The sequence below is a fragment of the Shewanella abyssi genome (genome assembly GCF_023284025.1).
In the GTDB taxonomy this organism is placed as follows: Bacteria; Pseudomonadota; Gammaproteobacteria; order Enterobacterales; family Shewanellaceae; genus Shewanella; species Shewanella abyssi.
Window position 1 is genome coordinate 1 of sequence record NZ_JAKIKR010000124.1, and the last position, 871, is coordinate 871.

1 protein-coding gene is annotated in these 871 nt (G+C 45.7%); it reads right to left on the bottom strand.

The window, feature by feature from the left end; translation table 11 throughout:
• On the bottom strand, nucleotides 1–871 hold an 871-nt coding region (locus L2755_RS22010), incomplete at both ends, for a hypothetical protein (RefSeq protein WP_428847827.1).

An 871-nucleotide genomic window follows, 5' to 3' on the forward strand; every position in this document is an offset into this window, starting at 1 on the left:
TAGCATCGGTGCTCAATACTAAGTTGCCTTGAACGTCATATTCATTACGGCTAATTAAGCTTCCAGTTTCGCTACTTTCAACCACTCGACTTAAACCGTCGAACACACGCTGTTGCCTGTAATCAGCAACTTGCTCGGTGATTTGAATTGCATTTACTAAGCAGGCACTGCTGCTTAAGCAAGTCTCAATTTGCCATGCTTGATTGTCACCCGTGATAGTACTTTCAAGGGCATTGCCTGCGGTATCTAATAACCAATTCTTAGTTTGCCCAAGGGCATCGCTCTCGCTGACTTTTCGATAGGCAGCATCATACTCATATTGATAACTGTCACCTTTAGGTCTCGTCGTTTTAATCAGCTGCCCCATGGCGTTATACTGATAACGCGTAATAGCAGGTGTTGCGGTTGACACACGGCTTTCAAGCAAACGGCCGCGAGCATCATAGTCAAACTCGGTTGTCAGGCCGTTAATATTAACTTTATAGCCTGGATTACCCATTTGATCATAATGACCATATCGGACTTGATGACCTAGCGCGTTAGTTTGGCTGAGGGTGTTACCTTGTAAGTCAAACTTAGTCACGCTGATGTCGGCAACGTCATGACGAGGGCCATCAATAGTCAATTCAGCAAGCATGCGATTGTCGTGATACTCATAATTATAGCGCCATTGGCGCTGCTCACCTGTTAGTCTATCGGTCATCCCCTTGAGGTTCAGATCACCATTATCAGCATAACTAAACTCGGTAATGCTGCCTGACGTAGTGATTTTAACGGGCTTATCGAATACAGTATGCCACTCGGTTTGCTTACTTATTGCCGTCGGACTGCCTGAGCCAAGCATGCTTTCGGTGATCAATCCCCGTTCGTT